This is a genomic window from Rhizohabitans arisaemae, from assembly GCF_025996515.1.
Classification (GTDB): domain Bacteria; phylum Actinomycetota; class Actinomycetes; order Streptosporangiales; family Streptosporangiaceae; genus Rhizohabitans; species Rhizohabitans arisaemae.
Window position 1 is genome coordinate 1532114 of the sequence record NZ_BLRH01000060.1, and the last position, 26500, is coordinate 1558613.

Below are 26500 nucleotides of genomic sequence, written 5' to 3' on the forward strand. Positions count from 1 at the left end.
GCGGTCCGCTCCACCAGGGGATGAGCTGGGCGAGGAAGGTGGACACGGCGATCGCCCCGCTGGCCACGCCGACGACTCGGGTGGCGCCCAGGACCCGGTCGCGCGTTCCGTCGCCTCCCCAGCGCCTGCGCAGGGCGATCCCCGCCAGCAGGTAGATCAGCACCTGCAGCGCGACGAACGAGATGAAGAAGGGCTGGCGGACCTGTCGGGTGACCTGGCTGGCCAGGTCGGCTTGGGCGAGCCGGTCGACGGTGGCGGCCGTGGACTCCGCACCGCCGACGGCCTGCCACGGGCGCCCCACCACGCCCTTGGGGGCGGTCAGGCCGAGGGCGTGGAGCGCGGTGGCGGTGAGGTCCGGCAGGGTTACCAGGGCGTCCTGCCTGGTGGAGGCGGAGGACATGAATCCCGCCGGGTACGGCGGTCCGCCCGCGATCGCGACGTGCAGGTGGGCGAGGTCCCCGTCGTCGGCGATCCCGCCGAGCAGGGTCACGGTTCCGGGCGCCAGGAGCGGAAGGGCCGAACCCAGGCGCCGGTCGGCCTCGCGCGCGGCGACGGCGCGGTCCGCCCCGGCCGGGATCCGGGTGAGATCGTCGATCTCCACTGCCACCAGCGTGTGCTGGGAGAGTTCGGGGGACGGGCTTTCGAAGTAGGCGTCGACCGTGCCGCGGCGGTCGGCGACGCCGAGCGCGGCGCCGGGGCCGACCGCGGCGGTGGTGCCGCCGGCGTCCCGGACGGCCTGCCCGAGCAGTCCGATCCCCGCGTCGTATCCCGTGGTCAGGTTGTAGGCCGCCAGCGCGTCGAAACCGGGGACCGTCGTCCGCGCGGGGACCGGGGGCGGTGCGCACGCCGATGCGGGGGTGCCGGCCCGCTGGCCGGCGGAGAGGGTGAGCCAGCCCGCGGCGGGGCAGGTGACCCCGGTGCCGGGCGGGGGGATCGCCCGGGTGGACATCGAGGCCGCCGCGCTCGTGCCGACGAGCCGCCACAGGTTCGGGGTCCACGATGGCGAGACGTCGCTCCAGAGCAGGCCGGGGACGCCGATGATCGCCACCTTGCCGGTGGGCGCGTGGGAGCCGGTCGCCTGCGCCGTGCCGGGGATCAGGCTGAGGAGGACGCCGACCAAGGCCGCGGCGAGTATGCGATGTCGGCCGGTCACCGTGGTCCCTCCTTGACCCGCGCCGGGTGTGTCCCCGGCACCGGTAGCGTTGGCGGCGTGCGTTCGACGGAGAGGGCCTTCCTTGCGGTCCGGATGTGGGTCCCCGCCCTGCTGCTGGTCGTCGTCGCCCTGGCGCCGCTGGTCCACTACTGGCTGACCAACCCCGGAGATCAACGACTGGTCGATCTCGAGGTCTACCGGGCGGGCGGCGAGGCCGTGCTCTCCGGTAGAGCAGTCTACGACTTCATCACACCGGCGCCGCAGCTGTTGCCGTTCACCTATCCGCCGATCTCCGCGCTGCTCGCCGCCCCGCTCGCGTGGATGTCCTGGCCGACGGCGCAGTGGGTGTGGGTGGCGGGGATCTATCTGGCGCTGGCCGTCACGGTGTACTTCGCGTTCCGTCCGCTGCTGGACCGGGTGGGCCGGTGGGCGCCGCTGATGCTGGCGGCCGTGGTGGTGGTGACGGCCTATCTGATGCCGATGCGGGATCAGACCAGGTTCGGGCAGGTGGACATCCTGCTGGTGGCGCTCTGCCTGGCGGATTGCGCCATCCGCGAACGCCCTGGAGGACGGTCTCGGTGGCCGCGCGGGGTGCTCATCGGCCTCGCCACCGCGATCAAACTCACTCCCGGCGTTTTCCTGATCTATCTCTGGATGACGGGACGGCGCCGGGCGGCGATCGTCGCGACGTCCACCGCGGCGATCCTGACGATCATCCCCTTTCTCATCATTCCCGGGGATGCCGCGACCTTCTGGTTCGACGCCTTGCTCGACTCGGAGCGCCTCGGATCCAACAAAGCCACGACAAACCAGTCGATGCGCGGGATGCTGCTCCGCGTCTACCTGCCGGATCTGCTCACCACCGTCCTGTGGCTGACGCTCGTCGCCGTCGTGGCCTGGTACGGCTTCCGCGCCGCACGCCGGGTCGCGCTGATCGGGACCACCCCGGCCCCGGGCGGCCTGCTGTCCCCGGGGGCGCCGCCGAGCTGGGGCGAGGTCACCGGGGTGGCGCTCACCGGGCTCATGGCTCTGCTGCTCTCCCCGGTCTCCTGGATTCACCACTTCGCCTGGATCGTCGTCGTCCTCGGAGCGCTGGTCGGCAGCGGCCGGGACCGGGTCCGTCTTCTGGTCGCCGGGGGTGTCTGGCTCTATTACACGCTGACCATCCCCTGGTGGGGGGTGTCGCTTCGGGCAGCCGAGATCACGGCGCTGAGCCCGGTGGCCGGTCGTATCGTGCAGAACGCCTTCGGTTTGGGCGCGGTGGCGCTCGTCTGGGTCCTTGGATATTGGCTCCCTAAACGGTACTCAAGCAATCACTTGACGTAGTCGTTACTCTTTGTGGTGTGCTGCTCACATTCACGGCTGTCGCGGGGCTCGTCACCGGGGTCCTCGGCATCTGCCTGGGGGCCTACGCCTGCCGGCGGGCACGGGGTGTCGTCCGGGAGTGCCTGGACCTGATGGCACGCCAGGCGGCGTCGACCCGCGGAGCCGGAGTCGATCCACGGGCGATCCGGGACGTCGCCGTCTACCGGTACGACGCGCTGGAGGAGATGTCCGGGCGGCTCTCCTTCTCCGTGGCGCTGATCAACAGTCTGGGCGACGGGATCGCGCTCACCTCCATCAACGGTCGATCCGAGACCCGGACCTATGTGCGCCCGATCCGGGGAGGCCGGGGCGTCCAGCCGCTCTCCCCCGAGGAGGAGCAGGCGGTACGGGCCGCGCGGCTCGGGCTCGGGCCGGACGTCGAGCCGGGCAGGCCCGGGAGTCTGCGGACACGCGGCGAAGGGGCGCGCTGAGTCCTCGTGCGTTTGTGCGTGCCTCTAATCTGGATTCATGACCACTCTCGCCTACCTGGGACCCGAAGGGACGTTCACCGAAGCGGCCCTGCGGTCGTACGCGCCCGACGCACGCGGTCTCCCCTACCCGACCGTGGCCGCCGCGCTTGAGGCCGTACGCCAGGCCCACGTCTCGGGGGCCGTGGTCCCCGTGGAGAACTCCATCGAAGGGCCGGTCACGGTCACTCTGGACGAGCTCAGCGCGGGCGCCCCGCTGCTGATCACGGCCGAGGTGCTGGTTCCGGTGCGTTTCGCCCTGCTCGTCCGCCCCGGGACGACGCTGGAGTCGGTCAAGCGGATCCTCACCCACCCGGTGGCGCACGCGCAGTGCCGTACGTTCCTCGCCGCCCACCTGCCCCACGCGGAGGTCCTGCAGTCGGGGTCCACGGCCGGCGCGGCCATGACCGTCGCCGAGGTGGGCTCACCCTACGACGCGGCCATCGCCGCCCCGATCGCCGGTGAGCGGTACGGCCTGGAGGCGCTCGCCACCGACATCGGCGAGCGTTCCGACGCGGTCACCAGGTTCCTGGTGGTCCGTCCGCCAGGCCCGCTGTCCGCGGCCACCGGCGTGGACCGTACGTCGCTGGTGGCCTACATCCGAGACGACCACCCGGGTGCGCTCCAGGAGATCCTGGCGGAGTTCTCGGTCCGCGGCGTCAACCTCACCTGGATCCAGTCCCGCCCCACCGGGGACGGGATCGGCCGATACTGCTTCTCCATCGACTGCGAGGGGCACATCGCCGATTCCAGGGTCGCCGAGGCGCTGATGGGACTGCGCAGGGTATGCGGACACGTGCGGTTCCTGGGCAGCTACGCGCGGGCGGACGGTGTGGCGCCGGCGATCCGCAAGGGGACGGCGGAGGCCGACTTCACCGAGGCGGCCGGCTGGCTGAAGCGGATCCGAGCCGGCGGAGTCTGAGCAAACCGGCAATGGGATCGCAGGTCTTCGGCGCGCAACGGTAGCCTTCGTGCTGTGATTGACCTACGTGCCCTCCGAGAGGACCCCGACCGGCTGCGCGCCTCGCAGCGCGTCAGAGGCGAGGACGACTCCGTCGTCGACGCCCTGCTCGACCTGGACGAACGGCGCAGGGACGCGCTGAGCCGGTTCGAGTCGCTCCGTGCCGAGCAGAAGAGCATCGGCAAGTCGGTCTCGCGGGCCTCCGGCGAGGAGCGGAACGCGCTGCTGGAGCAGGCCAAGGATCTGGCCGGGCAGGTGAAGTCGGCCGAGGCCGAGTCCGAGCGGCTCGGCAGGGAACTCGACGACCTGCTCTCCACGGTGCCCAACCTCGTCGAGGACGGGGCCCCCGCGGGGGGCGAGGACGACTACGTCGTGCTGGAGCACGTGGGGATCCCCAGAGAGTTCGATTTCACCCCGCGTGATCATCTGGAGCTGGGCGAGCGGCTCGGCGCGATCGACACCGAGCGGGGGGCCAAGGTCTCCGGGGCGCGCTTCTTCTACCTCACCGGCGTCGGCGCGCGGCTCCAGCTCGGTCTGCTGAACATGGCGATGCAGCAGGCGATCGAGGCCGGGTTCATTCCGATGATCACTCCGGTGCTGGTGAAGCCGGAGGCCATGGCGGGCACCGGTTTCCTCGGCGCGCACGCTTCGGAGATCTACCACCTGCCGAACGACGACCTCTACCTGGTCGGCACGTCCGAGGTGCCGCTCGCGGCCTACCACGCGGACGAGATCCTGGACGCCAAGTCGCTGCCGAGGCGGTACGCCGGATGGTCGTCGTGTTTCCGGCGGGAGGCCGGCTCCTACGGCAAGGACACGCGGGGCATCATCCGGGTACACCAGTTCGACAAGGTGGAGATGTTCTCCTACTGCCGGCCGGAGGACGCGCATGAGGAGCATCTGCGTCTGCTGGCGTGGGAGAAGGAGATGCTCGCCAAGGTGGAGATCCCGTACCGGGTGATCGACGTCGCGGCGGGTGACCTGGGCTCCAGTGCGGCGCGTAAGTACGACTGCGAGGCGTGGATTCCCACCCAGGGGACCTACCGCGAGGTCACCTCGACCTCCAACTGCACCGAGTTCCAGGCGCGGCGCCTCGGGGTGCGCTCCCGGGAGGGCGACGCCAAGCCGGCCCATGTCGCCACGCTCAACGGGACACTGGCCACGACGCGGTGGATCGTCGCCATTCTGGAGAATCATCAGCAGGCCGATGGCTCGGTGGTGGTTCCGAAGGCATTGCGGCCTTATGTCGGCCTTGATGTGCTTGAGCCGATTCAGGGGCGGTAGTAGCGGAAAGACGGGTGCTCGTAGGGTTTGAGCACCCGTCCCTCAAATTGATATTGCTGTGATTTGGGGGTTTTTTACCCCCAAATCAGCGGATAACCGCGGTCGTCAGATAGCGCGGACCTGAGACGCCTGCGGGCCCTTCTGGCCCTGCGTGATCTCGAACTCCACCCGCTGGCCGTCCTCCAGGCTCCGATAACCGGAGCCGACGATCTCGGAGAAGTGAACGAACACGTCAGGCTCGTTCCCGTCGGGGGCGATGAAACCAAAGCCCTTCTCAGAATTGAACCACTTGACGGTGCCCATAGCCATTTACTGCTCTCCCTTAGGGAAGGATCTTGGGATCCGCACGTCACGAACCCCGGGTGTGTCGTACAGCTCCCGGGTGCTCAGACGCTCACGCTGGGTTTTCACATCGGGAAGAGCTAATACAACGTCACCACATCTAACACCATCGAGACAGCCCGTGTTCCCCATGTCCTCAACATTCCCCGGTGATCGGTGTCAACCGCCCACAGGGCACACTAGACAGTGTTATGCGTATCCCCCTCCTCGTCGCCACGGACCTTGACGGCACGGCATTGCGCGCCGACGGCACGGTGTCACCGCGCACGGCCGCGGCGTTTAGCCGCATCGAGGCCTCAGGCGCGCTGTTGATATTCGTCACCGGCCGCCCACCTCGGTGGATGGCCGATGTGGTGGCGGCTGTGGAACATCGGGGGCTCGCCGTTTGCGCCAACGGCGCCCTCGTCTACGACCTCCATACCGAGAAAATCGTCAAGTCCGTCTTGATCCGGCCCGAGATTCTGGACGCGGTGGTACGGCGGCTGCGCCGGGGCATGCCCGAGCTCGCCTTCTCGGTGGAATACGAGCGGGGTTTCGCGCACGGGCCGGGGTTCGACTTGGGCCCGTGGGACTCCCTCTCCGTCGCGGACGCCGGCCTGGACCTCGCCGAGCTGGTCGCCCGTCCCTGCGCCAAGTTGCTCGCCCAGCACCCCGGCATGGGGCCCGGCACCCTGCACGCCTTGGTGACCGAGCTGGTGGGCGACCTGGTGACCGCCACTTACTCGGGTAGCCGCGGTCTGGTCGAGATGAGCGCCCACGGTGTGACCAAAGCCACCGCGCTCGCGCAGCTCGCCGTGGAGCACGGGGTCGACGCCCGGGATGTGGTCGCCTTCGGCGACATGCCGAACGACCTGCCCATGCTGATGTGGGCGGGCACGTCCTACGCGGTGGCCAACGCGCATCCCGATGTCTTGGCCGTCGTCCACCATGTGACGGCGGCCAACAACGACGACGGAGTGGCGCAGGTCCTGGAGAAGCTTTACAGGTAAGGTCCCGAACCACCGCGGGGGTGGCCCGAGTCGTCCTGGAGGGAGAGCCCGCCGGGCAGGGCGCGGCGCATCTGCTCAAGCTGGGCCCGCGCCGCCATCTGCTGGGCGAAGAGCGTGGTCTGAATGCCGTGGAAGAGCCCTTCCAGCCAGCCGACCAGCTGTGCGTGGGCGACCCGGAGCTCCGCCTCGCTCGGCGGGCTGCCCTGGTCGTCGTCGGTGAACGGCAGGGAGAGCCGCTCCAGCTCGTCGACGAGTTCGGGGGCGAGTCCGTCCTCCAGCTCCTTGATGGAACTCTGGTGGATGTCCTTGAGCCGCTTGCGGCTCGCCTCGTCCAGGGGGGCGGCGCGGACCTCTTCGAGGAGCTGACGGATCATGCTGCCGATACGCATGACCTTGGCCGGCTGCTCCACCAGATCGGTGATCGGCCGTTCTTCCTGCTCGCCGTTCTCGTCCCGCACCGTCATGCCTTCGGGACCCACCACGACGACGTGGGGGATGCTCTGGTTCTCTGCGTTCATGGGCTGGTCCATGTGTCAAGTCTGGCCGATAACGGGCAGTGGGGCTTACACGATTAAAACGATCTTGCCGACCTGTTCGCCGGCCTCCAGCATCCGATGCGCCCGCGCGGCGTCCGCCATGGGGACCGCCGCGTGGACGACGGGCTGGACGGCTCCGGCCTCGATCAACGGCCAGACGTTCTCCCGGACACCCTTCACGATCACCCCCTTCTCCGGGACCGGCCGGGTCCGGAGGGTGGTGGCGTGAACGGCGGCGCGCTTGGACATCAACGAGCGTAGGTCGAGTTCGCCGACCGTGCCACCCTGGAGTCCGATCACCACGAGCCTGCCGCCGGAGGCGAGCGCGGTCACATTCCGCCCGAGGTACTTCGCGCCCATGATGTCGAGGATCACATCCGCCTGATCCCGGGCGATCTCGGCGAAGTCCTCCGTGCGGTAGTCGACGGTGACGTCGGCGCCGAGCTCGCGGCATCGGGCGAGTTTCCCCGGGGATCCGGCGGTGGTGATCACGCGTGCGTCGAAGGCCTTGGCCAGCTGGATCGCCATGGTGCCGATGCCGCTCGCACCGCCGTGCACGAGCAGGGTCTCGCCCCTGCGGAGCCTGGCCACCATGAACACGTTCGACCAGACGGTGCAGGTCACCTCGGGCAGTGCCGCCGCGTCGCGGAGCACGGTGCCGGTGGGCACGGGGAGCAGCTGCTCGGCCGGGACGGCCACCCGCTCGGCGTAACCGCCGCCCGCCAGCAGCGCGCACACCTCGTCGCCGATCCGCCACCCCTCGACCTGCTCGCCGATCTCACTGATCCGCCCTGAGCACTCCAATCCCGGATAGGGCGACTCGCCGAGCGGGGGATCGTAGAGCCCCCGCCGCTGCAGCAGGTCGGCCCGGTTCACCGCCGAGGCGACGACGTCGATCACGACCTCGCCGGGTCCGGGACGGGGGTCGGGAACCTCGCGCCACCGGAGTACCTCGGGGCCACCGGGTTCGGCAATCACGATCGCGTGCATGATGACCACGTTAATTGAGAACGGATGCGACCCGTGTGACTCATGCGCTAGATGAGTATGTCGAGGCAGGCTTATGTCAGGTGGACACCCCGATATGGGGAATAGTCTTGCCTGGTTGCTGCCCCAGCGCCCGGCCCGAGGGAGAATCGGTGGCCAGACACGATCGTGAGGACTCGCACTCGCTCGAAGAGCAGCTCGCCTGGCTCGACGCCATCAGCAAGGAGAGCCCGGGGGCACCCGGCGAAACTCCGGCGGCCACACCGTCCCCCTACCCCAAGGACCCGTGGCTGGCCGTACCCAAGGACCGGCGCCCGGTCCCGCCGCCGCTCTTCCGGGCGGTCGTCGACTCGGTGTACGGGCCTCGTGCCACCCCGGCGCCCGTTCACGACACCGATCCCCCGGCCGCCGCGCCCAAGGCGGAGCCCGAGGCCCCCGTGGCGCCGAGCGCGGCGCGGCCCGCACCGCCTCCCGAGCCGTCGCCGATCGCGGTGCCGGAGGTCGCCGAGCCGGTGGCGGTGGAGCCTCCCCCGGCTTCGCCGAGCCTTGGAACGGTACGGCCGGAGGAACCGCACCCGTCGGCCGCCCTCCACAAGGAGCCGGCACCCGTCGCGGAGGCGCCCGGCACGTCCGCCGAGGCGCCGTCGAGCCCGCCGGCCGCCGACCCGCCGGACGATCCGCCTCAGGCGGCGGAGCCCCCTCGCCGTACGGTCGCCTCCCCCCGGTTCGAGGCCATCGGCAACGAGTGGACCCAGGCGTTCGGCTCCCTGCGCGCGCAGCCGCAACCCCACCCCCTGCCGGTCCGGCCGGCACCGGAGCAGCCCGTCGCCGCATCCGCCGGTCCGGTCGAGGCGCCGGCGGCGCCACCCCGGCCGGAGCCCGTACCGCGTCCCGTCGCCGACGTCGCGCCCCAGGGCGCCGCCGGGGAGGCGGCCCGGTTCGAGCGGGCCGCCGACCACCCGAGGGGTTCGGCGCCGGAACCGATTCCGCCTGCGGAGGCGGTACGGCCTGCGGCGGAGCCCAGGGATCCGGTCGTCGAAGCGCCGCGGTACGCCTACAACCCGCTCCCCGCGCCGCCGGCGGAGTCACCGGTCCGTCCCGTGGCGGCCGAGCCGCCGGTCAGGCCGGTCACCCCGGCGGCCGAACCCGCGGTGGAGAGCGAGCCTCGGCGGCCGGTCTCCAGGAAACCCATGGCTCCCACGCCGGAGCTGGACGACCCCTTCCTGCCGCGTCGTGACCGCAGGGAGGGACCGTCCAGCGGATGGCGCAGGCTCATCTACCGGGCCTCGGTGGGGCTTATCCGGCCCGGGGAGTCGCCCGAGGAGCTGAGGCGGCGCGACCTGATGGCCCGGGCGCGCACCCCGGTGACGCGCGGCCATCACCGGGTGGCCGTGCTCAGCCTCAAAGGCGGGGTGGGCAAGACCACCACCACGGTCGGGCTCGGCGCGATGCTCGCCCAGGTCCGCGGCGACCGCGTGATCGCCGTCGACGCCAACCCCGACCGGGGCACCCTCTCGGACAAGCTGGAGCTGGAGACCGCGGCCACGGTGCGGGACCTGCTCAACGAACAAGGGCAGATCCAGCGGTACGCCGATGTGCGGGCCTTCACCTCACAGGCTCCGTCCCGGCTTGAGGTGCTCGCATCCGACCGGGATCCGGCGGTCTCCGAGGCGTTCAGCGCCGCGGACTACCGCTCGGTGGCCCGGCTGCTGGAGAACTTCTACTCCATTTGCATCACCGACTGCGGAACCGGCCTGCTGCACTCGGCGATGACCGGTGTCCTCGGGCTCGCCGACCAGATCGTCCTGGTCAGCTCCCCGTCCGTCGACGGCGCGCGGGCGGCCTCGGCCACGCTGGACTGGCTGGAGGCCCACCACCACGCGAATCTCGTCCGCTCGGCGACCGTGGTGCTCTCCATGGTCCGGCCGCGGTCCAAGTCGAGCGTCGACCTGGACCGTCTGGAGTCGCACTTCGCCGCACGCTGCCGGGCGGTCGTGCGGGTGCCGTACGACCCGCATCTGGAGGAGGGCGCCGAGATCGACCTCGAACGCCTGCAGCAGGCCACGCGGACCGCCTACCTCCGGCTGTCCGCGGCGGTCGGAGACGGGTTCTCCGAGGTGTGATCGGTGCGGCGGGTACGGCCGCCGGCCTGCGTCGGCCGTTCAGCAAAGGGATCTTCCGCCGGCTTCACCGGGGCGCCGCGGGATCGGTGTGCGGCGGAAGGCTCCTGAACCGTTTCGCAGCTCAGGGATGATGTCCGGTGGCGGAGGGTGTGGGATTCGAACCCACGGGACCATTGCTGGCCCGGGCGCTTTCAAGGCGCCTGCACTCGTCCACTATGCGAACCCTCCCAAACGCACCACCACCTTAGCGGGTCGCGGGGTTTACGGGTTCGGTGGTGCGTAAACTCCGGGCCGGGCCGCCGGGTCGGGGGAGGGGTCCGCGGTCGCGACCGGGTGGGCCGGGCTTCCGCCCAGATAGTTGCTGATGCTGCGGAGCATGGTGCCGAAGGCCCAGGTCTTCACCCGGTCGGGGACGAAGGCCAGCCGCTCGACCGAGCTGCCCTGCTGGGTGACCCCGACGTCGGCGAGCCGGGAGGCGAGGGCCGCCCGGCGCCAGCGCAGCGCCGCGTACTCCCTGAGGGCGGCCTGGGGATCACCCGATCGCGGCAGCAGGCTCGCGAGCACCCAGGCGTCTTCAAGCGCCTGGTTCGCCCCTTGGGCCAGGGACGGCGGCATCGTGTGGGCCGCGTCGCCCAGCAGGGTTCCCCGGCCGCGTCCCCACAGGTACGGCACCCGATGCCGGAAATGCGGATGGAAACCGACGTCCTCATCGTCGATCATGGCGAGGATCTCCGGGACGGGGGAGGCCCAGTGCCCGAATCTGCGCCGGAGTTCCCGCAGCGGCGAGCCCGACGGCGGCTGGGCCGACGGCCACCGGATGTCGAACCACCACTGGAGCAGGTTCTCACCGGCGGGCATCAGCCCGCAGGAGCCCTCCTCACCGACGATGGTGAGCCCGGTGTTCCCGAACGCGATGTCGACGGGGAGGGCCGTCACCCCCTGCCAGGTCGCCCGGCCGGTGAACTGGGGTGAGCCGGCATCGGTCATCGCCGGGCGGATGATCGAGTTCGGGCCGTCCGCCCCGATGAGCACGTCGCCGGCGGCCGTACCGCCGTCGGAGAGGGTGATCTCGATCGTCCCGCCGTGGTCGGTCAGGGAGACCACGCTCGCGCCGTACCGGAGAAGGCCCGCGGGGAGCGCGGAGGCGAGCCGGTTCACCAGCCGGTGAATCGGCACGGTGACACTCGGCGCCCCGAACCGTTTGGCGACCCGGGCCATGTCGATCCGGCCCAGGGGGCTGCCGTCGGACGTCCTGGATCCGAGGGCGTCGATCCGGCGGCCGATGCCGTGGAGGGGGACGCCGAGGGAGCCGAGGATCCCCGATCCGTTCATCCAGAGCGTGACCGCCGTGCCGCCGCCCGGCGGCGCGGCGGCCTGTTCGAACACCTCGACCTCGTGCCCGTGCGCGAGCAGCGCGTGCGCGACCGCGAGCCCGCCGATCCCAGCGCCGACGACCAGTACCTTCATCCCTACCAGCCTCGCAAGTTATGGACGGTGTGTCGTCGTCCGTTGGGAGGATCCTCCGGTCCCGTGACTCAAGCCTTCGGAGTAGGTGAGTACCCGGGAGACGGGTGGCCGGAGCCGCGTTGAGCTTCTGTTTCGTCGGCACATTCCACTGATGATGCTGATTCGGTCAAGACGGAGTGAAGTACCATGGGCGAATTATTATGATTTAGGGGTTTGATCTACGGGGGCGAAGTATGACCCGGGGTGGGGTGCTCGCGGGGGTGTTCGGCGTAGCCGTGCTTCTCCTTGCCGGGTGTCAGGAGACGTCGGGGCAGCGGGGGGCGGCGGGGCCCGCACCGACCCAGGTCCCGGCCGCGAAGGTCGAGATCACGCCGGTGGACGGGACGGCTGCGGCCAAGCCCGAACAGGGTGTGGTCGTTCGTGTGGTGGGCGGCGGTCTGGAGACCGTCGACGTCAGGGCGGCCGGCAAGAAGGTGCCGGGCGAGTTCAACGGAGACCGGACCGAATGGCGGGCCGACCGGAATCTGGTGCCCTCGGCGCGGTACACGGTGACCGCGACGGCGAAGAACGGCGCCGGTACGGTCACCACCGCGAAGAGCGGTTTCCGGGCGCTCAAACCGGCCTCCACGGTGAAGGTGGCGGACGTGACGCCGGGTATCCGGGGGGAGAAGGTCGGGGTCGGCATGCCGATCATGGTCCGGTTCTCGGCGCCGGTACGGGACCGGGCGGCGGTGGAGCGGGCGCTGCGGGTGGACGCGGAGAAGCCGGTCGAGGGGGCGTGGCGCTGGATCGACCCCAAGCTGGTGATCTATCGCACCAAGACCTACTGGCCGGCCCACCAGAAGGTGACGTTCCAGGCGAATCTCGCCGGGGTCAAGGCAGGCGCAAACACCTACGGCATTGAAGATTTCGAGCACAAGTTTGAGATCGGCGCCGCTCAGATCACCACGGTCAACACCCGGACCTTCCACATGACGGTGAAGCGCGACGGCAAGCAGCTCAAGCGCATCCCGATCAGCGCGGGCAAGGCCACCACCCGGGAGTACACCACGACCAGCGGTGTGCACCTGACGATGTCGAGGGAGAACCCGGTGGTGATGACCTCACCGGGTCGCAAGCCCGGCGATCCCGAGTACTACAAGCTGACCGTGAACCACGCCATCCGGATCTCCAACAGCGGGGAGTACGTGCACGCGCTCGGAAACACCTGGGCGCAGGGCCGCCGCAACGTCAGCCACGGCTGCATCAACGTCGCACCCGCCACCGCGGCCTGGTACTACAACATGACCCAGCGCGGTGACGTCGTGGTCATCACCGGGACCGACCGGGAGCTGGAGTGGGACAACGGCTGGGGTTACTGGCAGATCCCGTGGAAGAAGTGGGCGAACGCCGATTCATGACGGCGCGGGTAGCTGCTCCAGCAGCCACCGGGGGCCGACGACGGAGGCTCCGAGCGCCAGGCACCGGCTCCGCAGGGCCCGATCGGCCGTGACCACGAGGACCCTCTCCCAAGGAGCGGCGTAGCGGACGGCGTCCACGATCGCGTCGTCCCCGGAGCCGGGTGCCGCGACCACGTCGATCTCGCCGGTGGACCGCGCGGTCCGGGCGGCGCCCTCGACCACGACGGTGAACCGGGGGAACACGCGGGTCGGCTGGTTGTCCCCGGGCAGCGCGCGCACGCCGTAAGCCGCGAGAGCGCTCACCTCGGTGAGGAGCCGGGTCGCCGCCCCCGCCCGGTCCCGCCACCAGCCGTCGGCCCGGGAGCCGACGACGTTGGCGGCGTCGAGGACGATCCGCAGCGGACGGAGCACATGCATGATCGCGGGCCAGGTCTCCGCGAAGCCCGGATGGAGCGGCTGCGCCGCGACGTCGGCGACCGGAAGCCAGCGCAGCTCGATGCTCTCCCCGTTGGCGGGCCGGGCCTCGATCTTGACGGAGGCCGCGGCGATGACGGTCTCGAACGACCAGCCGCCGTGGTCGTCCAGGTAGACGCCCTGGACGCGGAGGTCGCCGCGGGCGATGGCCGCCTCCTCGGCGGCTTCGCGCAGGGCCGTCTCCACGGAGCTCTCATGGCTGTCCCGCGCGCCGCCGGGCAGGGCCCAGGTGCCCCCGTGATGGCTGTCGAACGAACGGTGCTGCATCAGCACATGGGTGGACCCGCCGGTGTCCCGGTGCACGACGAGCAGGCCGGACGCGCCGAAGATCCCCCAATGCCGATGACCACGGGCGCAGAGCGCCCATCCGTCACCGTCGCTAGCCGCCATCTGGCCTGCCCCGTCCCACCAGGCGGCGAGGCCGTCAGTCGCCTGATGATGAGAAGTGCTGATAATCCTTGATACCTGACCAGTATCCGCCCCAGCCCCAGCCGATCGATTCGAACGCCTTCACCACCCGGTCACCGGGATTGACCACTCCGGGCTTGTCCAGCGGACGGGTCGAGAACTGCCTGGCGTTGGCGTGGGCGACCCGCCCCCCGGAGTAGACGTACGGGTTCTCCTGCGGGTTGAGGTCGATCGCGGTGCCGAGCGAGTGGTTGGACCAGTTGCTGGACCCGGTCGCCTTGCGGCAGTTGAACGCCGAGGTGTTGTCGGCCTCGATGGAGTCGAAGTCGCTGCCGCGGTAGGTGTCCACCGGCTCCATGCGCTTGATCGGGAACCGCATGTCGTACAGCTTGTTGAACACCTTGATGACGTCCTGGGTGACCGCGGCGTTGACCACCAGGTGACCGGTGTGCGGCTGGCCGTCGAAACCCCAGTAGGTCATGGTGATCATGCGGAGCTGGGTGAACGGTACGGGGCACCCGGGGCGCCAGGAGTGCTTGACCTGCTCCCGCCTGATCGGGGTGACCTCGGCCTTGAACGCCTGCGGGGTCTGCGCCGTCGGGGTCGCGGTCGCCGGGGCCGACGGTGTGCCGGTCGTGGGGTCCATCATCGCCGGAGCGCTCACGGAGCCGCCTTTGCCGCAGGCGGTCAGGGCGAGCGCCAGCCCGGCGACGGCGAGTGCTTTACGGTGCTTGTGTACCATCACGATTCCCGATGCCTGGTCCTAAAAGCCCAGGTTACGGGGCTGATTCCCGGCAACCCGATCATTTGCCGGAGATCGCCGTGTCGACCTCCGAGCCTCTGGGGGATATGTCAGGAAATTGTGATGTCTGTCACAACTCCTGCTGGGCGCGGAGCGCGGCGTGGATCCAGCGGTGGGCGACGGTCTCCACCCGAGGCCATTCCCAGCCGTTGATCACCGAGATCAACTGCCAGTACCGCTCCCCGCGAGGGTCGTGCTCCTCGTACCCCCGGAGCATCGACGCGCGGAACGCGGCGTCGTCCCGGGCCCCCGTGCCCCGGGCCATGACGGCGGTGATCCGGCGCAGGATCGGCACCGCCTCCGGGGAGTCCGGGCGCACATCCGCGCGCAGGGCCGCGGCGGCCTCGTCGAGCACAGCCTGATGCGCCGCCGCCCAGGCCCGCATCTTCGATTCGGTCATGGTTTCCCAGAAGTCTGAGCCCACCGACTGCTGACTCTCCCGGAAGCCGGGGTCGGACAGGAGCGCGATGACTTCAAGCCACGCGTCGAGCTGTTCGACGGACGGCTCGTCGGGGAGCTCCGGGATCATCGCGTGCAGCCGGCAGCCCAGCCAATCCCGTTTCGCCTCGCTGTCCCCGACGACTTCCTCGACGAACTCGTCGACGAGAGCGGTGATATCGGCGCCGCCGAGCCGGCCGAAGGCGTTGAGGCGGTTGAGATCCTGATCGGTGGGCGCACCGTCCTTCAGCGCCGTACGCAACACCGCACGGGTCCGCTGGAGCGCCTTCAGCTGCGCCTCCACGGCGCGTAGCTGCAGGCGGAGGATCGATTCGAGGGAGTTCGGCGGCTCGCCCAGCCGGCGGATCGTGGTGAGGTCGACGCCGAGATCGCGCAGTGTCCGGACCAGCTCCAGCCGGGCCCGGCTGTCGTCCCCGTACAGGCGGTATCCGCCGTTCGACCGATCGGACTCGGGGAGCACCCCGATGTCGGAGTAGTAGCGGATGGTCTTCACCGGGAGTCCGGTCAGCTGGGCCAGCCGTCCTATCGAGTACAAATCCATTTGAGCCTCCAGTAACTGGAGACTTTAGTGTGCGAGCCATGGCGACCAAGAAGAAAATCACCCGGGTTGCGAAGATTCAGGCGCAGGCGGGCGCGGCCAGTCCCGCGACCGTCGGCAAGGATCTGGGCCCGCTCGGTGTCAACATCATTGAGTTCTGCAAGCAGTACAACGCGGCCACCCAGGATCTGCGTGGGCATGTCGTCCCCGCCGTCCTGACGGTTTACGAGGACCGCACCTTCGAGCTGGTCGTCAAGATGCCGACGACGGCATCCCTGCTCAGGCAGGTGGCCGCGATCGAGAAGGGATCCCCCCGGCCGGGTGCCCAGTCGGTCGCGGTGATCAGCCGGGAACAGCTGCGTGAGGTCGCCAGGCGGAAGCTGCCCGACCTCAACACCGCCGACCTGGACCAGGCGGAAAAGATCATCGCAGGGACCGCCCGCTCCATGGGCTTGACGGTCCGAGACTGAATACTTGTTCGAAGTGGTGGCGAGTTAAGTCACCAAAGTCGCCCGGAACGATGCCTCGTTGCGCTATGGTCGAACGGAAGTTCGATCGCACGAGGGGGCTTCCATGGTCATGCTCGAAGCTCGTCGTCATGCGCGTCATGCGACACGCCGTAGCACTTTCTACGGAAATCTAGGTCGGCCGCAATACCCGGCAATAAAGTCCGAGAACGTGGATCCCGTGCGCAATCCCTACGCCCCCGGTGCCGGTCAGCGCCCGCCCGAGCTCGCCGGTCGCGATCGCGAGCTACGGCAGTTCGAGATCGTGCTTGAGCGGGTGGCCCGAGGCCGCCCCGAGCGCAGCATGGTCCTGACCGGCTTGCGGGGCGTCGGCAAGACCGTCCTGCTCAACACCTTCAGGTCGATGGCGATGCAGCGACTCTGGGGCACCGGAAAGATCGAGGCTCGGCCTGAGCAGTCGATCCGGCGTCCGGTCGCCTCGGCGCTGCACATGGCCGTACGGGAGCTGGCGCCCCGCCACCGGGCCCCCGAGCGGATCGAGGGGTTCCTCGGCGTCCTCAAGGCGTTCGCCATGCGGGACCCGCAGGCGGCCAAGGGCACCTCTCATTGGTCCCCCGGTATCGACGTGCCGGCGAGCAGGGGACGGGCCGACTCCGGCGACCTGGAGATCGACCTCACCGAGCTCTTCGTGGACGCGGCCTCCGTCGCCACCGACCTCGGCGTGGGGATCGCCCTGTTCATCGATGAGATGCAGGACGTCCAGGCCGTGGACGTCTCGGCGCTTTGCGCCGCCTGCCACGAGCTCTCCCAGAGCGGGGGACCGCTGATCGTCGTCGGCGCCGGACTCCCGCACCTGCCCGGTGTGCTCTCGGCGAGCAAGAGCTATTCGGAGCGACTGTTCAGATACGCCCGGATCGACCGGCTGGACCGGGCCGCGGCGGACCTCGCCCTGATCGCGCCGGCGGCCAGGGAGGACGTCGAGTTCACGGAGGAGGCGCTGGACGCGCTGTACGAGGCGGCCGACGGCTACCCCTACTTCGTCCAGGCGTACGGCAAGGTCGCGTGGGACCTCGCGCCCGCCAGCCCGATCACCGCGGACGACGTCAAGGTGGCCGCCCCCGAGGCGGAAGGGGAGCTGGCGGTCGGCTTCTTCGGCAGCCGCTATGAACGGGCCACACCCGCGGAGCGGGAGTACATGCACGCCATGGCCTCGATCGGCGACGAGCCCGTACTCACCTCGGACGTCGCCGAGACGCTGAAGCGCAAGCCGTCCAGCCTCTCCCCGGCCCGGGACAGCTTGATCAAGAAAGGGCTGATCTACAGCGCCGAACGCGGGCTCATCGCCTTCACGGTGCCGCACTTCGGCAGGTTCCTCCGCGCTCAGCCGATCTGAGCGCGGGGCCGACCGGTCTCGCGAGATCTAACGCCTTCTAGTGTCCAGCGGATAGAGCAATAGATTCCTGCAGAGTGACCACGTTCCGGCTGTCCGAATCGATCACGGCGACCCGGATCGGGGGCCGGCGTCCGCTGAGGAACACGGCGAACACCACGTCGACCGGCCTGCCCTCGGCCTCGCCGGGAAAGACCATGAAGCGCCAGCAGAGTTCACGCCAGCTGTCGGTGTACCGGTCGGAGGTCAGCAGCGGCCGGTGCGTGCGCCAGGTCGCGCTGCTACGGAGCTTCTCCAGGCCCCGGCCATGGTCGACCGGCCGGAGCTCACAGGGAGCCTGATACCGGAGCCGGGCGACGGTCTCCTCAAGCTCGGGTGAGACCAGCAGGAGGGTCCCGACGACCACGGCCAGGCCGAGCACGTGGAGGAGGCCGAGTCCGCTGACCAGCTGCCAGCCGGACTGATGGACCCCGACGGTGCCAAGGGCCAGGAGCGTCAGCACGACCGTCCGGGATATCGCGCGCAGGCCCACGGGGGTGGAGCTGACCTCGCCGAAGCATCCGCAGCCGACGTCCGGGCGGCGTCTGCGCAGTTCCACCAGGACGAAGGTGGAGACCGCGAAGAACGCGGCGGTCAGCCACCTGACGAGGGAGTGCGTCCCGGCCATCAGCAGCGCCGCCAAGGTGAACTCGCCTAGCGCGCAGCTGACCATCGCGGGTGCACGCCAGGTCTCCCGGATCAGGATGGCCGGCCCAAGCCTGGTCAGGCCCCCAGGGGTGGCCTCCCGGCCAGAAGTGATCACCTTTGCCAGCCCGCCGAGGGTCAGCAGGAGCGCGAGAACCGGCAGCCCGGCCGCGCGTATCGCCTCCGACACCCGTGTCTCACCCCAATCCAATCCGTGCGTTGAAGCAGCCCGAGGTCAGGTCGCCGCCGAGCTCGACGAAGGTCGTCGGCGGAAGGTCCACGATCCGGCCGCGTGGGGAGGTGCCGCACTCGACACATCGATCGCAGAACTTTCCGGTGAGGCAGCCGCATTCGACGATGGGTACGGCTGCCGCCCGGCCGGTGCAGACGTTGCGGACGTAGAGGAGGCTCCCGATCGCGAGATAGGGCAGGCCGGCGCAGGAGACCCCTCCATCGGCGCAGCCGGTGTCGGCCTCCTCCAGCATCGGGTAGGCCGCGCCCCGGTTGCCGTTCTCGAAGTAGGCGTCGTACCAGGTCGCGGTCCCGGAGATCCGGGACGGCACGCTTCCGTAGACCCGGGAGGCCGGGGGGATCGCGGTCGCCTTGTACGGCGGCTGGGAGGTCGCGGGCGTGCGCGCGGACACCACGCCCTCCTCGCGGAGTCCGATCACGTCGAAGAGGTAGCCGGGCTCGAACTGCGGGTGGCGGACCTGGATTCGCCCGGAGGTCTGGTAGGGGATCGACACCGTCCGGCGCCCGCGGTGCGGGCCGCAGTCGACCTCGACCGTGCGGTCCTTCGGGCCGCCGTTGATGCTGAGAATGATGCCGTTGACCCTGGTGACGTCGGCCCAGATCCGATCGACGACGCGTCCGGCCCGCTGGGTGCGGAGGATCACCTGGGCGCCCACCGGGAGATCGTTGGGGGAGGTGGTGGATCCCCGCCAGGCGGTGGTCCACGGAGCCATGACGAGCCGCTTCTCCACGCCTTCTGGTGTCTCCAAAATAATGAGATGGGGGCTTATATCGAGAATTTCTCCGGTTATTGCACAGAGAGTCGTGTCATTGGCGGAATAGGTAGCACTGGGGCTACGGCCGAGTGCTGCGGCGGCCATGGCGCTACGGCGTTCGGCGGCCTGGTGCGACATTGCCTCTCCCGGTGGCGGCTGCGATGTTGAAGAGGAACCTGGGGTTGTCGGCGAGCATCGTCAACAGCGTCACACGGCACTCGGGGTTTGTTGCCCCTTTTGAGGGGATTATCGGAAACTCGCAGGTGACGGGTAGAAATATATATACCCAAGAAACAAGTTCGCATCAGCGATGAGTCATATTTCTAATCCCCGCTCACGTCTTCAGGCGGCAGGCGGCCGCCTTGGTGGATCTTTGCCGGCGACAGGGGAAAACCTGATTCCACGGTCAGTCGGAATCAGGCCGTAGGGTGCGATTCTGCTGACGACATGTACCTGAGTGACGGCCTCCCGTCATCGTGAGCGACGACGGGCATGAGGAGTTCCGCCAGTATGTCGTGGCGCGGGGACCGACCCTGCTGCGCGCGGCGTACACGCTCACGGGTAACCGAGCCGATGCCGAGGACCTCCTGCAGGCCGCGTTGACCAAGACCTATCTGGCCTGGGAGGGCATCCAGGAGCGTGCGGCCCTGGATGGCTATGTCCGCAGAGCCATGGTCAACATTCAGATCTCATGGTGGCGGCGTCGCCGGCTCCGGGAACACCTCTTCGACGAGGTGCCCGAACCGTCCGTCGCACCGGAGCCGGACGGGGATCTGCACGTACAGCTTCAGGAGGCGCTGGACCGCCTGCCTCCCCGGCAGCGCGCGGTGGTCGTTCTCCGGTACTACGAGGACCTGACCGAGCCGGAGATCGCCAAAATCCTCGAGATCAACGTGGGCACCGTCAAGAGCACCCTCTCCCGGGCCGTGGCCAAGCTCCGCGGTTTCCTGGCGGGGTGTGAGCCGTACGAGACGATCGTTCCCCGGCAACGTCAGCCGCAGGACGACACCTCGTTGAGCGGCGTCTAGGGCTCGGCGGTCCGCGCGGCGAGGTCGCTGCCGGCCGTCGCGCAGGGGCGGACGTGGTCCCGGATGACGCGGAGGGCGTCCAGCAGCGCCGTCAGCTGCTCGGGTGTGAGCAGGCCGGTGAGCCAGCGATCGAGGTCCAGCAGGTGCTGCGGTACGACCTCGGCGAGTCGTTTGGCACCGGCTTCGGTGAGCGCCGCGTACGAGGTCCGCCGGTCATGGGGGCAGGACTCCCGGATGACGAGCCCGCCACGTTCCAGACGGTCCACCACGCGGGTGATGCCGCTGGTCGAGAAGGCGGTCTGCGCGGCGAGGTCGCTCATGCGGAGTCGCCGTCCGGGGGTACGGGCGAGCCGGATCAAGGCGTCGAAGTCGACGGAGGACAGGCCGTGCTCGCTGAGGGCGGGTGCCGTCTTGGCCGCCAGTCCCTCGTGCGTCTCGACGATCAAGCCCATTGCGGTGAGGCGCGGGTCCTCGAAGAGCTCCATGCCGCCATCCTAGCGGAAAGTTGACACTGCAAATGGTCCTCGTGTAGATATCTGACATAGCAACTATTTGCATGGCAACCTCATTGAGGAGTTCCGCATATGGCTACCAGTCAGCTCGCGACCCGGGACTGGGAGGGCATCGCGCTCCCCACGCCCGGCACCTTCGACCTCGACGTCGTCCACACCACCATCGGATTCGTCGCCCGGCACATGATGGTGAGCAAGGTGCGCGGCCGGTTCGGTGAGTTCTCGGGCAGCGTCACCATCGCCGAGGACCCGCTGGAGTCGACCGCGGAGGCGGTCATCAAGACCGCGAGCGTCGACACCGGCGTCGCCGACCGGGACGCACACCTTCGGAGCGAGGACTTCTTCGCCGCGGAGAAGTTCCCTGAGATGATCTTCCGTACCACGCGGATCACCGGGCACTCGGGTGACCGGATCACCGCCCTCGGGGAGCTGACCATCCGCGACGTCACCAAGGAGATCGAGCTCAAGGTCGAGTACGAGGGCTTCCAGCGATCGCCGTGGGGGCAGGACGTCTTCGGCTTCGCGATCAGTGCCGAGCTGGACCGTGAGGCGTTCGGTCTCACCTGGAACCAGGCGCTGGAGGCCGGCGGTGTCATGGTCGGCAAGAAGATCAAGATCGAGATCGAAGGTGAGGCGATCCGCCGCTCCTGAGGTTGCCCACAGGCTGTGGACAACTTTTCCGGAGACCGGGAGGAAAGCGAGGCGGCATTCGCTTTGCCGCCTCGCTGCCTGGCCGGTAGTCTTTCCTGAGCCGGGAGGCTTCGCCTAGTCAGGTCTATGGCGCCGCACTGCTAATGCGGTTTGGGTTCACGCCCATCCGGGGTTCAAATCCCCGAGCCTCCGCTGATCAGAGGCCCTCACTCCACCACGGAGCGAGGGCCTTTCTGAGCTTGAGATGCCGTCACGGTTCCAGTCGCAATTGTCGGTTCAGCAGCCCCAGAGTGCCGAGGCCGGTTCCCAGCCCCGCGTCGCGCAGGAGATTGTGGCGTCAGTCGGTGTCATGGGAGACCAGCAGGCTCAGCACGTTCCCGCCCGGGCTGAGCGCGCCGATCGCGAGTTCCCGGTCCACCCAGTACGGTTCCCGCCGGGTGAGTTTGAAGGCCAGCCAAGTCCATCGGGCGGCGAGTTCGTTGACCCGGTGGACGGACGCGTCGGCGGGGGCACGCACGAGGCCCGCGATCGACTGCCACACCTTCATCCTGCCGTATCCGCCGCGCGAGCCATTCCCGAAGACGGAATTGCCGTAGGCCATGGTGAGCAGCTCCCCCACCACGCTGCCCAGGCTTGCCACCTGGCCGTTCAGCGCACCCGTGGCTCTGTGGGCATCCGGCAGGAACGCGTTCACCCACAACGACGCCACCTCCCCGGGATCGAAACGCCGGGGAAGTTCGATGATCTCCGCCCAGCTACTGCTCCAGTGCTGCACCGCGGAGGAGATGAGCTCCTTGTCGTGCTTTGTGCTCACGATCCTTGACTCGCATATCGGTACCTTCGCCAGCCAGGCGTCCCACAACGGGGTGGATTCCCGATATCCCCCCCACTCGCCTTTCTGGGCCTGGGGAAGCCACTCGATCTCCGGGTGCTCCGGAACGGAGAAGTCGCTGTAGCTTGCCCACGGGAAGTCGTAGAGGTATGTGTGGCGTTCTCCCCTGGATCGCTTGAGAGGCAGTCCCGCGAGGGGATGCCCCAGCTCCCGCAGGGCGCCTGCGCAACGCACCGCCGCGGGAACCCGGGTCAGATTGACGCGGCGCAACACCAGCTCCTGCATCAGGCAGGCGACCAGCTCCGCCCAGTTGTCCAGCCTGAGCGGGACGCGTTCCAGCAGTGGCAGCAATCGGCGAACCGGCCGCTTCTCGGCCAGCAGGGCGGCCAGGTCGCGGACATGCCGAGGGTTGGTGAGCGGCTTGCACACCAGGGAGGCCAGTCCCTCGACGTCGACCGGGACACTCCACAGGGCCGGATCGTCCGGACCCCTACTCAAGCTCACGACAGCCGTCCACGTGGTCTCTTTCTTCTTCATCCACACACCCGTATGGATAGCCGGACGGGCTTGCGTGCCGGTTGTGAGCCATTGGCGGATCCGGTGCTCTGGGATCGTGCACGTGGTCGCTTGGCAGGCACCACGATGGTGATCGTGGTCACCGGTGGCTGATCGAGGGCAGCCTGCCCTTGGCGGGCGCGTGGGTGTGCATCGAACCCTCCGACGAGATCAACCTCATGCGCGGCCCCTGGCGAGCACGCATCACCTGCTGACGGGTCAACAGGCTTGAGGGGCCGACGATGGCTTGGTTGATCAGTGTGGAGCCGTCGCTCTGGGCCATGGTAAGAACTCTCGGCATGGAGTTCTTCTGTTACCACCGCGATCGGCCTGACTCTGCGAAGCTGCGCGACGAGCTGCTGGAAGAACATTGGTCCTACATGGATCGGTACGCGGCGCAGCTGATCGCCCGTGGCCCGACCTTCGACGCCGGCGGAGACACGGCCACCGGCAGCGTGCACATCGTCGACCTGCCGGATCTCGCCACTGCGCGGGCGTTCGTCTTCGACGAGCCCAACTACCAGGCCGGTGTGTACCGGGACGTGGTGCTGCGCCGATGGCGCAACGTGCTGGGGCGCACCATGTGGGATTTCCCCGGTGGCCGAGACGGCGGCAACCGGTATCTGGTGCTGGGCCTCGGCTCCGGCCAGGCCGCCGATCTCGTCCCGCCATCCGACCGGGACGAGTTGATCGCGTATGGGCCACTGCTGTCCGACGACGGCACCACATGGCTGGGTACGGCGCTCCTGGTCCGGGCGCAGGACCCGGATGCGGCACGCGCCGTCCTGACCTTGGACAGGTATGCCGACATCGAGGTCCACGACTGGGAATTCGGTGGGCGGCGGTAATGAACGCTTGACGGTTCCGTCGTGATCATCCGTCTGAGGCCTGGCATCGCCGGTGCTCAAGAAGGATCGAAGCAGGCAGTCATGCGTTGATATGCGATCGGTGGGCTGCTCGGCATCGTCGAAGGATCACGCTGGGCCCGCGACGGTTTCGGAAATCCATTGCTTACTCTCGGTCTCGCTATTCGATCAAAATTATTCTTTGCGTGATAGCGATTTTGATGTGGTTTTCTACTGTGCTCCATTCTATTCCGGGAGTTTAGGCAGGAGGATCACCGATACGGTCGGATCTTCGGGATGCATGCCGCCGAGGGTTGGGGAGAATTGGCGATCACCGTCGAGGGTGTCATCCGTGTTTATCGATCCCAGGCCCGGGGACACTTGTCGCCATAATCGCTCATTCCGGGGCGAATCAACAGATCCGGGAGGCTAACATGAATGGATACCTGCCGTATCGGGAGACCACTCCGGCTGCCCGCACCGGCGGCGCACGCGGCTGGCAGGCGGACATTCTTCGCGGTCAGTCGTAGCTGAGCGAGCCGAGGTGCTGCGGTCTGTATCGACCGCAGTACCTCGGCCTATGACAGGCGGGAAATACATCCGGGGGGCGTTTGTGGCGCGATTGTCGTACCCTGCCGCTTGGCGCATCGATGGGGTGGAGGATCTGTTCGGATTCCCGGTTTCCGATCCCTATCGGTGGCTGGAGGACGGCGAGGACGCACGCGTGCGGGACTGGGCCGCGGCTCAGGATCGTCTTTTTCGTGCGTGTCGCGCCGGCTGGCGGGAGAAGCGATCGTGGGCGTCTTTGGTGGATCAGGTGTCCTCCTTCGGCGTGTCGGAGCCCCCAACGGTGCGTGGTTCGGTCATGTTCCTCGCCGAGCAACTCCGTGGGGACGAGCAGCGGCGCCTGATCGTCGTGGACGCCGAGGGGAACAGACGGGTGCTGATCGATCCGGCGGAGCTCGATCCGTCCGGCCACACCGGGCTGTACGCCTGGTGGCCGTCGCGCGAAGGTGATCGTGTGGCCGTCCAAACGGAGGTCGCCGAGCAACCCGGCAGCGACATCATCGTGCTGGACGTGCGAACCGGGGAGGTGGTGGACGGGCCGTTGCCGCGCGCCCGCAACACCTCCCTGGCCTGGCTACCGGGCGGGGACGCGTTCTACTACGTCAGCCGTGTTCCCGACGAGGAACTGGCCCACGGCGACATGCGTCTGCAGCGGCGGGTGAGACTGCATCGGATCGGTTCGTCCTGGCAGACCGACGTGGTGGTGTTCGGCGGTGAGGACGCCCCGGACCACTATTACGGGCTCACGGTCAGCGCCGACGGCCGTCATCTGGCGATCACCGCGATGGTCGGTCCCGCCGCGCAGAACGATGTGTACCTGGCCGAGCTCATCGATCCGGAGGCCCCGCATTTCGACAAGATCGTGGATGGGCACGCGATACGCGCCCGTGTTCTCCCACGCTTCCTCGCGGACAACGGTCTTCTGCTGGTCACCGACCACCAGGCCCCGTGCGGCCGCATCTGCACGGCGCACCGGCACGACACCGACCCGGCGGCCTGGCACACGCTGGTGGCCGAGGATCCGGAGGCACCCGTGGACGAGTGCCTGGTCTTGGACGACCCGGCTCTTCCCCGGCCGCTCCTGCTGGTGGCTCGGGCCCGCCACGGAACCTCCACCCTGACCCTGCACGATCTGGCCAGTGGCCGCCCGCTCACCGAGCTGCCCCTCCCCGGGGCGGGCGTCGTGTCCTCCCTGCGCACCACCGTCCCGTACGGGCGTCATGCCTGGTTCAGCTACTGCGACGCGACCACACCCCCCACCATCTACCGCTACGACGCCGCCGACGGGAGGACGGAACAGGAAACCGGTGCCACCACAGCCGGACACACTCCGGAGATCCGCAGCCGTAGCCTTCGCTATCGCGCCGGCGACGGCACCGAGATCACGCTGCTCCTGTTCATTCCGGCCGAGGAACATCAGGGCCCCCGTCCCACTCTTCTCTACGGCTACGGCAGTTTCGGCATGCCGATGCGCCCCTGGTTCTTCCCCATGGCGGCCGCATGGGTCGGCGTCGGCGGCACCTACGCGGTCGCCTGCGTCCGTGGAGGCGGTGAGGAGGGCCAACGCTGGCACGACGCCGGCCGCGGCCCAGGGAAGCACCGTGCGATCAGCGACTTCAACGACGCCGCGGCCTGGCTCATCGACACCGGCCGAACCACCCGTGACCAACTGGCGAGCTACGGCCAATCCGCCGGCGGGCTCCTGGTCACCGCCGCCGCCGTCCGGCGACCAGACCTGTACGCCGCGGTCATCGCCGAAGGACCGCTGTGCGACATGGTGCGCTACGAGAAATTCGGCCTGGGATGCACATGGACCGATGAATTCGGTAGTGCCTCCCAGGCCGAGCAACTCGAATGGTTACTTGGTTACTCCCCGTATCACAACATCACGCCCGGAGCCTCCTATCCCGCATTCCTCCTTACCGGGGCGGTAACCGACCTGCAGACCGGAGAAGCCCACGTCACCAAAATGTGCGCAGCCCTCCAGCACGCCACCGGCAGTGACCGGCCTATTCTCATGCGCCGAGAACCCGATACCGCCCACGCCGCCTCTCCCGCCAGCAAAGAACGCGCCCTATTCGCGGATATCCTGGCCTTCGCCGGAAAACACACCGGCCTGTCACCGGATAAGACAACCGTGCCTCTTCGAGAGGCCACCGGCACAGGACCACGCTGAGAACGGCTGGATCGGAAACGTCGTCTATTGA

At 68.7% G+C, this 26500-nt stretch carries 25 protein-coding genes and 2 tRNA genes; 14 read left to right on the forward strand and 13 right to left on the reverse strand.

Annotated features, from left to right (window positions below):
- The first annotated feature begins 1210 nt into the window (after window positions 1-1210).
- Genes RUR_RS35550 through serS form a run of 4 tightly spaced genes read left to right on the forward strand, consistent with a single transcriptional unit; the run spans window position 1211 to window position 5230 of the window.
- Complete coding sequence (locus RUR_RS35550; protein WP_283139620.1) at window positions 1211-2479, forward strand: glycosyltransferase 87 family protein; 1269 nt, start codon at window positions 1211-1213, stop codon at window positions 2477-2479.
- A 17-nt stretch (window positions 2480-2496) separates the two neighbouring features.
- On the forward strand, window positions 2497-2949 hold the full coding sequence (locus tag RUR_RS35555; protein ID WP_283139621.1) for a DUF4446 family protein: 453 nt from the start codon (window positions 2497-2499) through the stop codon (window positions 2947-2949).
- 37 nt (window positions 2950-2986) lie between these two features.
- Entirely contained in the window at window positions 2987-3907 is a 921-nt protein-coding gene (pheA, locus tag RUR_RS35560) for a prephenate dehydratase (protein ID WP_283139622.1), read from the forward strand.
- A 54-nt stretch (window positions 3908-3961) separates the two neighbouring features.
- Window positions 3962-5230 (forward strand): serine--tRNA ligase, encoded by a 1269-nt coding sequence (gene serS, locus RUR_RS35565; RefSeq protein WP_283139623.1) that lies wholly within the window; start codon window positions 3962-3964, stop codon window positions 5228-5230.
- Window positions 5231-5335: 105 nt separating this feature from the next.
- Here the strand turns inward: serS and RUR_RS35570 are convergent, their stop codons facing one another.
- A complete protein-coding gene (locus RUR_RS35570; protein ID WP_283139624.1) occupies window positions 5336-5539 on the reverse strand; it encodes a cold-shock protein in 204 nt (67 codons plus the stop codon).
- A 224-nt stretch (window positions 5540-5763) separates the two neighbouring features.
- On the opposite strand from RUR_RS35570, the gene RUR_RS35575 reads away from it, so the two are divergent.
- Window positions 5764-6561, forward strand: coding sequence for an HAD family hydrolase (locus RUR_RS35575; protein ID WP_283139625.1), 798 nt, complete (start codon window positions 5764-5766; stop codon window positions 6559-6561).
- On the opposite strand, the gene RUR_RS35580 is transcribed toward RUR_RS35575, so the two are convergent.
- Together RUR_RS35580 and RUR_RS35585 are read right to left on the reverse strand one after the other, a co-directional pair.
- Entirely contained in the window at window positions 6552-7091 is a 540-nt protein-coding gene (locus tag RUR_RS35580; RefSeq protein WP_283139626.1) for a bacterial proteasome activator family protein, read from the reverse strand. The two genes, RUR_RS35575 and RUR_RS35580, sit on opposite strands and share 10 nt — an antisense overlap.
- A gap of 33 nt (window positions 7092-7124) precedes the next feature.
- On the reverse strand, window positions 7125-8087 hold the full coding sequence (locus tag RUR_RS35585) for an NAD(P)H-quinone oxidoreductase (RefSeq protein WP_283139627.1): 963 nt from the start codon (window positions 8085-8087) through the stop codon (window positions 7125-7127).
- 149 nt (window positions 8088-8236) lie between these two features.
- Between RUR_RS35585 and RUR_RS35590 the strand changes: the two genes are divergently transcribed.
- A complete protein-coding gene (locus RUR_RS35590) occupies window positions 8237-10207 on the forward strand; it encodes a MinD/ParA family ATP-binding protein (protein WP_283139628.1) in 1971 nt (656 codons plus the stop codon).
- A gap of 138 nt (window positions 10208-10345) precedes the next feature.
- On the opposite strand, the gene RUR_RS35595 is transcribed toward RUR_RS35590, so the two are convergent.
- Both RUR_RS35595 and RUR_RS35600 read right to left on the reverse strand, forming a co-directional pair.
- Window positions 10346-10435 (reverse strand) — tRNA-Ser (locus RUR_RS35595).
- Window positions 10436-10468: 33 nt separating this feature from the next.
- The gene (locus RUR_RS35600; RefSeq protein WP_283139629.1) at window positions 10469-11674 is read right to left on the reverse strand and encodes an FAD-dependent oxidoreductase; all 1206 of its coding nucleotides are present in this window, start codon (window positions 11672-11674) and stop codon (window positions 10469-10471) included.
- A 233-nt stretch (window positions 11675-11907) separates the two neighbouring features.
- On the opposite strand from RUR_RS35600, the gene RUR_RS35605 reads away from it, so the two are divergent.
- A complete protein-coding gene (locus RUR_RS35605; RefSeq protein WP_283139630.1) occupies window positions 11908-13074 on the forward strand; it encodes a L,D-transpeptidase in 1167 nt (388 codons plus the stop codon).
- Here RUR_RS35605 and RUR_RS35610 read toward each other — a convergent pair.
- From RUR_RS35610 to RUR_RS35620, 3 genes are all read right to left on the reverse strand, one after another.
- Window positions 13069-13938, reverse strand: coding sequence for an NUDIX hydrolase (locus RUR_RS35610; RefSeq protein WP_283139631.1), 870 nt, complete (start codon window positions 13936-13938; stop codon window positions 13069-13071). The genes RUR_RS35605 and RUR_RS35610 overlap by 6 nt on opposite strands.
- A gap of 34 nt (window positions 13939-13972) precedes the next feature.
- Window positions 13973-14698, reverse strand: coding sequence for a M15 family metallopeptidase (locus RUR_RS35615; RefSeq protein WP_346349094.1), 726 nt, complete (start codon window positions 14696-14698; stop codon window positions 13973-13975).
- Window positions 14699-14828: 130 nt separating this feature from the next.
- Window positions 14829-15758, reverse strand: a complete 930-nt coding sequence (locus tag RUR_RS35620; RefSeq protein ID WP_283139633.1) for a MerR family transcriptional regulator — start codon at window positions 15756-15758, stop codon at window positions 14829-14831.
- Between the two features lie 38 nt (window positions 15759-15796).
- Between RUR_RS35620 and rplK the strand changes: the two genes are divergently transcribed.
- Both rplK and RUR_RS35630 read left to right on the forward strand, forming a co-directional pair.
- Window positions 15797-16225 carry a 50S ribosomal protein L11 gene (gene rplK / locus RUR_RS35625; RefSeq protein ID WP_283139634.1) on the forward strand — a complete coding sequence of 143 codons (429 nt, stop codon included), beginning with the start codon at window positions 15797-15799 and terminating at the stop codon, window positions 16223-16225.
- Window positions 16226-16433: 208 nt separating this feature from the next.
- Window positions 16434-17615 carry an ATP-binding protein gene (locus RUR_RS35630; protein ID WP_283139635.1) on the forward strand — a complete coding sequence of 394 codons (1182 nt, stop codon included), beginning with the start codon at window positions 16434-16436 and terminating at the stop codon, window positions 17613-17615.
- A gap of 37 nt (window positions 17616-17652) precedes the next feature.
- On the opposite strand, the gene RUR_RS35635 is transcribed toward RUR_RS35630, so the two are convergent.
- Together RUR_RS35635 and RUR_RS35640 are read right to left on the reverse strand one after the other, a co-directional pair.
- Window positions 17653-18486 carry a MauE/DoxX family redox-associated membrane protein gene (locus RUR_RS35635; RefSeq protein ID WP_283139636.1) on the reverse strand — a complete coding sequence of 278 codons (834 nt, stop codon included), beginning with the start codon at window positions 18484-18486 and terminating at the stop codon, window positions 17653-17655.
- A gap of 7 nt (window positions 18487-18493) precedes the next feature.
- Entirely contained in the window at window positions 18494-19297 is an 804-nt protein-coding gene (locus RUR_RS35640; RefSeq protein ID WP_283139637.1) for a hypothetical protein, read from the reverse strand.
- Between the two features lie 482 nt (window positions 19298-19779).
- Here RUR_RS35640 and RUR_RS35645 point away from each other — a divergent pair, with 482 nt between their 5' ends.
- Window positions 19780-20331 (forward strand): SigE family RNA polymerase sigma factor, encoded by a 552-nt coding sequence (locus RUR_RS35645; RefSeq protein WP_283139638.1) that lies wholly within the window; start codon window positions 19780-19782, stop codon window positions 20329-20331.
- Here RUR_RS35645 and RUR_RS35650 read toward each other — a convergent pair.
- Complete coding sequence (locus RUR_RS35650) at window positions 20328-20816, reverse strand: MarR family winged helix-turn-helix transcriptional regulator (RefSeq protein ID WP_283139639.1); 489 nt, start codon at window positions 20814-20816, stop codon at window positions 20328-20330. The two genes, RUR_RS35645 and RUR_RS35650, sit on opposite strands and share 4 nt — an antisense overlap.
- Window positions 20817-20915: 99 nt before the next feature.
- Here RUR_RS35650 and RUR_RS35655 point away from each other — a divergent pair, with 99 nt between their 5' ends.
- Together RUR_RS35655 and RUR_RS35660 are read left to right on the forward strand one after the other, a co-directional pair.
- Window positions 20916-21494 (forward strand): YceI family protein, encoded by a 579-nt coding sequence (locus RUR_RS35655; RefSeq protein ID WP_283139640.1) that lies wholly within the window; start codon window positions 20916-20918, stop codon window positions 21492-21494.
- Window positions 21495-21597: 103 nt separating this feature from the next.
- Window positions 21598-21686 (forward strand) — tRNA-Ser (locus tag RUR_RS35660).
- 145 nt (window positions 21687-21831) lie between these two features.
- Here the strand turns inward: RUR_RS35660 and RUR_RS35665 are convergent.
- Together RUR_RS35665 and RUR_RS35670 are read right to left on the reverse strand one after the other, a co-directional pair.
- Complete coding sequence (locus RUR_RS35665; RefSeq protein ID WP_283139641.1) at window positions 21832-22863, reverse strand: DUF6183 family protein; 1032 nt, start codon at window positions 22861-22863, stop codon at window positions 21832-21834.
- 118 nt (window positions 22864-22981) lie between these two features.
- A complete protein-coding gene (locus RUR_RS35670) occupies window positions 22982-23182 on the reverse strand; it encodes a hypothetical protein (RefSeq protein ID WP_283139642.1) in 201 nt (66 codons plus the stop codon).
- Here RUR_RS35670 and RUR_RS35675 point away from each other — a divergent pair.
- Window positions 23181-23729 (forward strand): YciI family protein, encoded by a 549-nt coding sequence (locus RUR_RS35675; protein ID WP_283139643.1) that lies wholly within the window; start codon window positions 23181-23183, stop codon window positions 23727-23729. The genes RUR_RS35670 and RUR_RS35675 overlap by 2 nt on opposite strands.
- 577 nt (window positions 23730-24306) lie before the next feature.
- Entirely contained in the window at window positions 24307-26469 is a 2163-nt protein-coding gene (locus RUR_RS35680; protein WP_283139644.1) for a prolyl oligopeptidase family serine peptidase, read from the forward strand.
- Window positions 26470-26500: the final 31 nt, after the last annotated feature.

Excerpts from the sequence above, each read along its gene's own strand:
- RUR_RS35665 (WP_283139641.1), bottom strand. The coding sequence starts at position 22,863 with ATGAAGAAGAAAGAGACCACGTGGACGGCTGTCGTGAGCTTGAGTAGG.
- RUR_RS35680 (WP_283139644.1), top strand. The coding sequence starts at position 24,307 with ATGACAGGCGGGAAATACATCCGGGGGGCGTTTGTGGCGCGATTGTCG.
- RUR_RS35580 (WP_283139626.1), bottom strand. The coding sequence starts at position 7,091 with ATGGACCAGCCCATGAACGCAGAGAACCAGAGCATCCCCCACGTCGTC.
- RUR_RS35605 (WP_283139630.1), top strand. The coding sequence starts at position 11,908 with ATGACCCGGGGTGGGGTGCTCGCGGGGGTGTTCGGCGTAGCCGTGCTT.
- RUR_RS35600 (WP_283139629.1), bottom strand. The coding sequence starts at position 11,674 with ATGAAGGTACTGGTCGTCGGCGCTGGGATCGGCGGGCTCGCGGTCGCG.
- rplK (WP_283139634.1), top strand. The coding sequence starts at position 15,797 with ATGGCGACCAAGAAGAAAATCACCCGGGTTGCGAAGATTCAGGCGCAG.
- RUR_RS35675 (WP_283139643.1), top strand. The coding sequence starts at position 23,181 with ATGGAGTTCTTCTGTTACCACCGCGATCGGCCTGACTCTGCGAAGCTG.
- RUR_RS35610 (WP_283139631.1), bottom strand. The coding sequence starts at position 13,938 with ATGGCGGCTAGCGACGGTGACGGATGGGCGCTCTGCGCCCGTGGTCAT.
- RUR_RS35585 (WP_283139627.1), bottom strand. The coding sequence starts at position 8,087 with ATGCACGCGATCGTGATTGCCGAACCCGGTGGCCCCGAGGTACTCCGG.
- RUR_RS35575 (WP_283139625.1), top strand. The coding sequence starts at position 5,764 with ATGCGTATCCCCCTCCTCGTCGCCACGGACCTTGACGGCACGGCATTG.
- RUR_RS35620 (WP_283139633.1), bottom strand. The coding sequence starts at position 15,758 with ATGGATTTGTACTCGATAGGACGGCTGGCCCAGCTGACCGGACTCCCG.
- RUR_RS35650 (WP_283139639.1), bottom strand. The coding sequence starts at position 20,816 with ATGGAGCTCTTCGAGGACCCGCGCCTCACCGCAATGGGCTTGATCGTC.
- RUR_RS35570 (WP_283139624.1), bottom strand. The coding sequence starts at position 5,539 with ATGGCTATGGGCACCGTCAAGTGGTTCAATTCTGAGAAGGGCTTTGGT.
- RUR_RS35615 (WP_346349094.1), bottom strand. The coding sequence starts at position 14,698 with ATGGTACACAAGCACCGTAAAGCACTCGCCGTCGCCGGGCTGGCGCTC.
- pheA (WP_283139622.1), top strand. The coding sequence starts at position 2,987 with ATGACCACTCTCGCCTACCTGGGACCCGAAGGGACGTTCACCGAAGCG.
- RUR_RS35670 (WP_283139642.1), bottom strand. The coding sequence starts at position 23,182 with ATGCCGAGAGTTCTTACCATGGCCCAGAGCGACGGCTCCACACTGATC.
- RUR_RS35655 (WP_283139640.1), top strand. The coding sequence starts at position 20,916 with ATGGCTACCAGTCAGCTCGCGACCCGGGACTGGGAGGGCATCGCGCTC.